The sequence below is a fragment of the Puniceicoccales bacterium genome (genome assembly GCA_031255005.1).
In the GTDB taxonomy this organism is placed as follows: Bacteria; Verrucomicrobiota; Verrucomicrobiia; order Opitutales; family LL51; genus JAIRTH01.
The window spans coordinates 1-8,021 of record JAIRTH010000029.1 but is presented as its reverse complement, the minus strand read 5'-3'; the positions used below and the strand labels follow the sequence as shown (position 1 = coordinate 8,021).

Below are 8,021 nucleotides of genomic sequence, written 5' to 3'. Positions count from 1 at the left end.
AGGAAATTGTTTACAGATGTGCCAAGCCATTGTTATTTATGGCGAGGGTTTTTAAGCAATTCGGATAGGGATGTGGTTGATCCATTTGGTTGTGGCTTAGAGACTTACATTGATGTAAGAAATTCTATCTCCGAGGCCATTCCATCCATAGTTAAATTTTTGAGAGAGGAATTAAATGATTATTAGTTTAGGATTAGACCATCACGCAGTTCAATTAAAAGATGTCCTTACAGAGCATTTTGAGGCACGTGGTTTTGAGGTACTTCATCGGGGCGCTGTTAGCGATAAGCCGGTGGATTATCCCGATGTGGCGAAGAAAGTTGCCAAGGATATTCGAACCATGCAGGCAAATTTTGGAGTGCTCATATGCTCCACTGGCATTGGCATGTCTATTGCTGCCAATAAGTTCCAAGGCATACGTGCGGCGCTGGTTCATACGCTTGAAGATGCAAAATTGTCGCGGGAGCACAATGACGCCAATGTGATGTGCGTCGGTGCTTCCTATGTGACTCCGGAGCAACTGTGCAAATTGACGGACATATTTTTTGATACGGAGTTTTCTGGTGGTCGCCATGAGCGTAGGCTTAGTAAGATTGTTGAGTTTGAGTTCAGCGAATAGTTCTGCATTGGCATGATTATAGGCGGCCTGCAAAAATTTTCGACGATAGATTTTCCAAAAAAATTAGCAGCGGTTGTATTCACTGGTGGATGCAATTTGAGGTGCCCTTTTTGCCACAATCCAGACCTTGTTGAATGGAAAGGCAATGGCAGCGGTTTGGCCCAAAGCCGCGTTTTGGATTTTCTGCGAAGGAGAGTTGGGAAAATTGACGGCGTCGTTTTATCCGGAGGTGAGCCCACATTGCAGGCCGATTTGGTTGATTTTCTTATGGAAGTAAAAGCCATGGGTTTTGCCATAAAGTTAGATACAAATGGCACCGAGCCAGGGGTCATTAAGTCTTTATTGGATAAAAACTTATTGTCTTATATTGCCGTGGATATGAAGCATGTCTATAGCAAGTATAGCCGTGCCTGTGGATTGAAGATTTTATCCATGGAAGGCATAGAGGAGAGTGTGTCCATTGTAATTCACAGTGGGATTAGCTATGAGTTTAGGACCACCATGGTGCCGGGCATTCATGTGCTTTCCGATGCTCTGGGGATTGCGATACAACTAGATGGAGCTAAACGATTTGTAGTACAAGAATTTATCCCAAAGAAAACTTTATCCATGGGTAATTTTGGTGAAAGCAACTTTTCTCGAGAGGATTTCGAGTTACTGCGCCGAGAGATTGAAAGCCATGTGGGTGAATTTGTGATAAGATATTGAATTGCGAAAGTACTTCTTGTGCATTTAGTTACGAAACATTAACGTAAATCATGGCACATGGATATATTTCGGAAGAGGAGATAAACATATTGCAGATGGCAGCTAACCAGGCCCGAGGCGTGGCATTGGATGCAGTTGCTGTGGCTGGATCTGGCCATTTGGGCATGCCGTTGGGGGCGGCCGAAATCGGGGCGGCTTTGTTCGGGAAGTTGCTTCGATTCAATCCCTTAGCGCAAAGATGGCTCAATCGTGACAGGTTCATCTTGTCCGCCGGCCATGGGAGTCTATTTCTTTACTTTTGGCTGCATCTGTCTGGCTTTGGCCTGAGCTTAGATGATATAAAAAAATTTCGGCAGGCCGGCAGTTTAACGCCTGGACATCCTGAATTTGGATTTACGCCGGGAGTTGAGTGTACCACTGGCCCATTGGGTCAGGGTATTGCCAATGCGGTTGGATTTGCGATATCATCTAAAATGTTAGCTAATCGGTTCAGCAATAAGATCTTCGATAACAAGGTTGTGTGTCTGTGTGGTGACGGCTGCCTCCAGGAGGGAGTCGCCCAGGAGGCCTGTTCGTTGGCTGGACATTGGCATCTGGACAATTTGATATTGATATATGACAGCAATGGCACCACCATAGATGGTCCATTGAATGTTTCTCAATCCGATGATGTGAGGTTAAGATTTGAGGCCCAAGGGTTTGCTGTTCAGGAAATCGACGGTAATGCCATCGATCAAATTGTCGAAGCCTACGAGATGGCAAGGGTTTCCAATCGGCCTCAGATGATAATTGCCAAAACCGTTATTGGCAAAGGAGTTAAAGAGATAGAAGGCAATAGCAGGGCCCATGGAGAACTGGGTGCCAAATATATTAAGACTGCAAAAAAAGAACTGGGTCTCGACGATTTTGAATTTTGGATATCAGATGAGGTGCGAACTTTTTTCAGAAACCGTATAGCCAGTCTATCAAGTGGTTATGATTTATGGCTCCAAAAATACAGCCGTTGGCAGATGGAAAGTCCAACTTTGGCTGATGAGTTGAATGGTATTATTTCTGGAAAATGTATTTCTTCGGTGGAACTATTTTCTGCGGTGCCAGAATTTACCGAGGATAAGATTGCTACGAGAGATGCAAGTAGCGTTGTGATCCAAGAGGTTGCACATTTGGATCGGGCTTTTATCACCGGCAGTGCTGATTTATTTTCATCCTGCAAGAATAAAATAGTTGCATCGGAATTATTTTCGAGCCTAAGTTATTCTGGCAGAAACATTTGCTTTGGTATCCGAGAGCATGCCATGGCGGCTGTGATGAATGGCGTTGCCTATGATGAAATTTTCAGGCCCAGTGGTTCAACTTTTTTAGTTTTTTCTGATTATATGCGCCCGGCGATTCGGCTAGCTGCGATGGCCAACCTGCCGATTCTATATATTTTTACCCACGATTCGATCTGTGTCGGCGAAGATGGTCCGACCCACCAGCCGGTGGAGTCGATCACAGCGCTGAGGTGCGTAAAAAATTTGAATGTGATCAGGCCGGCAGATGGGGAAGAAACCGTTGGAGCATGGGCTGTGGCGATGGAAAAAAATCGAAAAAAATCAGGTCCTGTGGCTTTAATACTTACACGGCAAGCTGTTAGCGCACTCAGGTCATTGACTTCTTCCCAGCGAAGATGGGGGGTCGCCAATGGCGGCTATGTGGCCAAAAAGGAAATTTCTGCACTCAAATTGATTTTAATCGCCACTGGTAGTGAGCTCAAATTGGCACTGGATGCAGCGGCCAAAATAGGCGATTTTGTGCGAGTGGTATCCATGCCGTGTTGCGAAATATTTGATCAGCAAAGCGATGAATATAAAGAACTTGTGTTGCCGAATTGTGAATATATGATCGCCATAGAGGCCGGCATATCTCTAAGTTGGTATAAGTATATAGGTCGACGTGGAAAAATCGTTTCTGTGGATGACTACGGTTTTAGTGCTGATACAGAAGAACTTACGAAGCATTTTGGTTTCACTGTGGAGCATATTGTGGATGTTGCCAATAAACTGATGGATCTGTAAGTGACTTTTGCTTGCGAACATAGAGAACATACATATATTTAAAATCATGCGGATTCTTACAGTAAAAGATGTTAATTTGTCCAGCAAGCGCGTGTTGGTAAGGGTGGATTTTAATGTTCCCATGGATAAAAGTGGCGAGATTTCTGATGACACAAGGATTGTTGCTGCTTTGCCGACCATAAAATATTTGATCGAGGTGGGTGCAAAAGTAATACTTATTAGCCATTTTGGCCGGCCGAATGGTGAAAAGAATAAAAAATTTTCCCTGGCTCCGGTGGCGGAAGCTTTGTCGAAAAAGTTGGGAAACCCGATACTGTTTTTGAATGATTGTATTGGCGAAAATGTTCAGAAAGCCGTTATGAATTTGCAGGATGGTGATGTGGTACTCCTTGAAAATGTGAGATTTTATGCCGAGGAAACCAAAAATGACGAAGATTTTTCTAAAAAATTGGCCAATTTAGCCGAAGCTTTTGTCAACGATGCCTTTGGTACAGCCCATCGTGCCCATGCATCTACGACCGGAGTCACAAAATTTTTATCTCCCTGTGTGGCCGGATTTTTAGTGGAAAAAGAACTTAAGTTTTTGGGCGAGAAGACTTCTAACCCCGAACGACCTTTTACAGTAATTTTAGGTGGAGCCAAGGTCAGTGATAAGATTTCCGTGATAGATGCGTTGCTGGACAAGGCCAATGCTATGATCATTGGTGGAGCGATGGCCTACACTTTCCTGCTGGCCAATGGTCACACTGTCGGGGCAAGTTTGGTTGAGCGTGACAAAATGGATGTGGCTTTGGCCGCAATCAAAAAGGCCCAGGAAAAGGGCGTTAAGTTGTTGCTTCCGTTGGACTCTGTGGTCACTGATCAGGTTGATTTCGATGGTCGTACCGTTGGCGAGTTGAAGGTTGTTGGCGAAGATATTCCGGATGGTTTGACGGGTGTTGATATTGGTCCGAAGACCATTGATCTTTATAAAAATATTGTGGCCGAATCTCAAACTGTGCTCATGAATGGCCCGTTGGGAATTTTTGAAATAGAGGCCTGTTCAAATGGTACGATCGAAATTGCTAAGGCAATTGCTCGTAGCAACTTAACGTCAATAATAGGTGGAGGAGATTCGGTTAAAGCCGTTAAAAAAAGTGGTTTTGCCAATGATGTTACATTCATAAGTACCGGTGGCGGTGCGAGTCTGGAGTTCTTGGAAGGCAAAGACTTACCTGGTATAGCGGCATTGGATAGAGGATAACCATTGTTCAGCATGGATTGCCTGTGAATTTTATTGGAATAGATTACGGAGAAAAGAGAATTGGTTTGAGTTTTGGTGATGATGAATTACGTATCGCTGTGCCGTTCAAGCCTATACTGTACACAGACCCGATGGATGCGCTTTCTATTTTGACGAGTCTTATTACCGAGCGCAAAATTGATCGAGTAATTGTCGGCTATCCGATCAATATGGACGATTCCATTGGCTTCAAGGCGATGGAGGTTAATGGCTTTGTGGCCAAATTAAAAAAAATGATTGATGTTCCGGTAGAGTATATGGATGAGAGACTTACTTCTGTTCAGGCCCTGGAGGATTTAGGTCATATGGCCAGGGGGAGGTCAGTGAAGTCCAGGCTTGAAAATAGGCATTCCGGGGCGATTGATTCGGCTGCGGCGGCAATAATCTTGCAGGATTACCTGGATTTGTTGGAGTCCAGGGAGTTATGATATTGACTGGAATTATATCTTCCTAAAAGTCTGCAATGCCCTCGTAGTTAAATGGATAGAACACTGGCCTCCGGAGCCGAAGATTCGGGTTCGAGTCCCGACGAGGGCGCCATTTTGGAGTGAAAAATGTCGGACCAATTTAGCCAAGTTGAACAGCGAAAACGTGTTGCAATTCTGAATCGGCTCAAAAAACTCAGTGATGAAATTGCCAGACATGATCTATTGTATTATAGGGATTCGCGGCCAGAAATATCGGATTTCGAGTATGATTGCATGAAAGTCGAGCTGGAGAGTTTGGAAAAATTACTGGGCTCAATGGAAAAAACAGAAAAATATTCGCAAAAAATTGGTGATGATAGCAGTCCAGGTTTTATAGCGAGGAGTCATCTGTCAAAAATGTTTAGTTTGGATAATACCTATAATCTTACCGATGTGAAGCATTTTGATGAGAAGATTAGGCGTAAAATTTGTTATGACGATGTTACCTATGTCGTTGAGCCAAAGATAGATGGCGTTGCAATAAACTTGATTTATCGGGATGGAAATCTGCTCTATGCCCTTACCCGAGGCGATGGGATCCGAGGCGATGATGTTACGGAAAATATCATGACTATCGATAATTTTCCTAAAAAAATAGACCATTCCAATGGTTTTGTAGAATTTCGTGGCGAGGTTTTTATCCGCAACGATATTTTTGAAAAAACCAACGAGCATAGAATAAAAAATGGAGAAGAGCCTTTTGCCAACCCAAGAAATCTTGCATCGGGTACAGTAAAATTGCTTGATGCCAGTGTTGTGGCGGAACGAAAGCTAAGCATAATTTTGTATGGCGTAGGGCATTGTGATGGAATGAGTTACGGCACACAAGTGAATGTTTTGGAGGATTTGGAGCAGAGAGGTTTTCCGGTCCATGACGCATATTTTCTAGCCACAGGTTTGGATGAGGTTTATGAAAAGATAGAAAAATTAGGCTCGATAAAAGCTACTTTTGGTTATCAAACCGATGGTGCAGTATTGAAGATCAATGACTTAAAATATCATAACCAATTGGGATGGACTGCCAAGTCTCCGAGATGGGCCTTTGCCTATAAATTTTCTCCCCATCAGGTGGAGTCAGTGGTCAAGTCCATATCGCTGCAAGTTGGCAGAAGCGGGATTATCACGCCGGTGGCGGATCTTAGTCCTGTATTTCTCTCTGGCACAATGGTTTCGCGAGCAACACTCCATAATGAGGATGAGATAAGGCGCAAGGATATTCGCCTGGGAGATACGGTGGTGGTGGAGAAGGCCGGCGAAATAATTCCGGCAATTTTAGAGGTCAACCTGGCCAAGCGCGATGCGGCATCATTGCCTTTTGTTTTTCCCAAAAATTGTCCAAGCTGCGGATCGACGCTGGAAAAATCCGATGGCGATGTTTTTTGGAAATGTAAAAATTTTAATTGTACTGATCAGGTCCGTGAAAAAATTTTGCATTTCGTGTCCAGAAGTGCCATGGATATTCATCAACTTGGGTCAGCTATTGTGACTAAGTTTATGTCTGCCAAGCTGATAGAAAATGTTGGCCACATATATGAATTGAAAATACAGCACATCATTTCCGTTGATAATTTTGGGCTAAAATCTTCGGAAAATCTCTTAGCCGCCATAGAAGCCAGCAAACATCGGGATCTTTATCGACTAATCTATGGACTTGGTATCCCGTCGGTTGGTCTGCAAACAGCTAAGGATCTGGCTCTTAGGTTCAATTCTATGGATGCGCTGATGAGGGCACCTTTTGGCGAATTGCTGGCAGTGCCCAGGATTGGCGAAGTAACGGCCAATGACATAATAAATTTTTTTTCGTTGGAGCAGGTTGGTCGTGTGATTGAATCTCTGCGAAACCATGGTGTTAATTTTTTGAGGCTGTGAAAGGACGGTGAAGTTTGATGATCCTGTTCATCCTAACTCCATGTTGCTGAATGAGTTTTTTACGCATTGCTTCGGATGCCTTTTCATATTTATTTACAAATAAGTTTGGAATGACTTCGATCATCAGGTCAATGAATTTTTGCTCATGATTTTTAGGTATATCATTAATTTCTGTTCCGTGGGAATCGAAAATCGCCATCTGATCGATGGTAAAATGTTTCGGTGCCAGGGTAGTGCCTATGTAATCAATTTTTGGATTTGTTGAGTCGTAACGTGTTGAGTAGAGAATACTTACGTGAAATTTAGTTACATTTGGAAGTATCAGATTATAGATATCTTCTTTTTCATTGTTTTGTCGATCAGTGTTAGCTTTGGAGCTGGGCAAAACATGGTCAACTCCGGAAATATGGTTATCTAATTCGCTGCGAAGCATGAAGATACCTTTCACGGAGGTTAGTGGTGTGGTTTTGTTCATAAGATAGTAATAATCCAATGGCAACTGGGCCAGTTTGAATTCGGTTAACGACATTTTTGATGAATCATAAATGCTTGGTCGACAAAATGATAAACTTGTGCCACGGCTGTCGTAGATTGCCATCATATGAGAAGCATCGCAGGCCGAGGTAGCTATGGTTGATCCGCTAAGGGCCTGTTCGATTTGGTCAAGACAGAGCAGTATGTCACAATGGGCTTTATCGCTGTAAGACTTTAGGCGCCAAGCATTTATGGCCGTATCCAGGCCATTTCCGAGCAGACCTACCAGTATCACGAGAATGGTACTAGCCATGATAATTTCCATAATCGTAAATCCACTCCGATCAGATTTCAGCACCGCCTGGCCATGGTGTACAAAAATTTTTAAAATGGAAGGTAGTAATTCTTAACTTGCGTAAAGTCAGTGTTTTATTTTACATAATTGCCGGGGAGAGATGACAGAGTGGCCGAATGTGCCCGACTCGAAATCGGGTGTACCAGCGATGGTACCGAGGGTTCGAATCCCCCTCTCTCCGCGCTTCATG

The 8,021-nt window shown here is 43.5% G+C and carries 8 protein-coding genes and 2 tRNA genes; 9 read left to right on the top strand and 1 reads right to left on the bottom strand.

All coding sequences use genetic code 11. From position 1 onward, the window contains the following. From LBH49_03275 to ligA, 8 genes are all read left to right on the top strand, one after another. Positions 1 to 186: hypothetical protein (locus LBH49_03275; GenBank protein ID MDR0351641.1), on the top strand; the 186-nt coding region annotated here is incomplete at its 5' end. Next, positions 176 to 619 carry a ribose 5-phosphate isomerase B gene (gene rpiB, locus LBH49_03270; GenBank protein ID MDR0351640.1) on the top strand — a complete coding sequence of 148 codons (444 nt, stop codon included), beginning with the start codon at positions 176 to 178 and terminating at the stop codon, positions 617 to 619. The genes LBH49_03275 and rpiB, both read left to right, overlap by 11 nt. 12 nt (positions 620 to 631) lie before the next feature. Next, the gene (locus tag LBH49_03265; protein ID MDR0351639.1) at positions 632 to 1,327 is read left to right on the top strand and encodes an anaerobic ribonucleoside-triphosphate reductase activating protein; all 696 of its coding nucleotides are present in this window, start codon (positions 632 to 634) and stop codon (positions 1,325 to 1,327) included. 50 nt (positions 1,328 to 1,377) lie between these two features. Beyond that, positions 1,378 to 3,384, top strand: a complete 2,007-nt coding sequence (gene tkt, locus LBH49_03260) for a transketolase (protein MDR0351638.1) — start codon at positions 1,378 to 1,380, stop codon at positions 3,382 to 3,384. A 46-nt stretch (positions 3,385 to 3,430) separates the two neighbouring features. Next, positions 3,431 to 4,627, top strand: coding sequence for a phosphoglycerate kinase (locus LBH49_03255; GenBank protein MDR0351637.1), 1,197 nt, complete (start codon positions 3,431 to 3,433; stop codon positions 4,625 to 4,627). A 23-nt stretch (positions 4,628 to 4,650) separates the two neighbouring features. Continuing rightward, positions 4,651 to 5,094 carry a Holliday junction resolvase RuvX gene (gene ruvX, locus LBH49_03250; protein ID MDR0351636.1) on the top strand — a complete coding sequence of 148 codons (444 nt, stop codon included), beginning with the start codon at positions 4,651 to 4,653 and terminating at the stop codon, positions 5,092 to 5,094. Positions 5,095 to 5,131: 37 nt separating this feature from the next. Beyond that, a tRNA-Arg gene (locus tag LBH49_03245) sits at positions 5,132 to 5,206 on the top strand. Positions 5,207 to 5,220: 14 nt separating this feature from the next. After that, complete coding sequence (gene ligA, locus LBH49_03240; protein ID MDR0351635.1) at positions 5,221 to 7,002, top strand: NAD-dependent DNA ligase LigA; 1,782 nt, start codon at positions 5,221 to 5,223, stop codon at positions 7,000 to 7,002. Here ligA and LBH49_03235 read toward each other — a convergent pair. Next, entirely contained in the window at positions 6,983 to 7,789 is an 807-nt protein-coding gene (locus LBH49_03235; protein MDR0351634.1) for a hypothetical protein, read from the bottom strand. The genes ligA and LBH49_03235 overlap by 20 nt on opposite strands. A 136-nt stretch (positions 7,790 to 7,925) precedes the next feature. Between LBH49_03235 and LBH49_03230 the strand changes: the two genes are divergently transcribed. After that, positions 7,926 to 8,012, top strand: a tRNA-Ser gene (locus LBH49_03230). The last annotated feature ends 9 nt before the right edge of the window (positions 8,013 to 8,021 follow it).

Excerpts from the sequence above, each read along its gene's own strand:
- rpiB (MDR0351640.1), top strand. The coding sequence starts at position 176 with ATGATTATTAGTTTAGGATTAGACCATCACGCAGTTCAATTAAAAGAT.
- LBH49_03265 (MDR0351639.1), top strand. The coding sequence starts at position 632 with ATGATTATAGGCGGCCTGCAAAAATTTTCGACGATAGATTTTCCAAAA.
- tkt (MDR0351638.1), top strand. The coding sequence starts at position 1,378 with ATGGCACATGGATATATTTCGGAAGAGGAGATAAACATATTGCAGATG.
- LBH49_03255 (MDR0351637.1), top strand. The coding sequence starts at position 3,431 with ATGCGGATTCTTACAGTAAAAGATGTTAATTTGTCCAGCAAGCGCGTG.
- ligA (MDR0351635.1), top strand. The coding sequence starts at position 5,221 with ATGTCGGACCAATTTAGCCAAGTTGAACAGCGAAAACGTGTTGCAATT.
- LBH49_03235 (MDR0351634.1), bottom strand. The coding sequence starts at position 7,789 with ATGGCTAGTACCATTCTCGTGATACTGGTAGGTCTGCTCGGAAATGGC.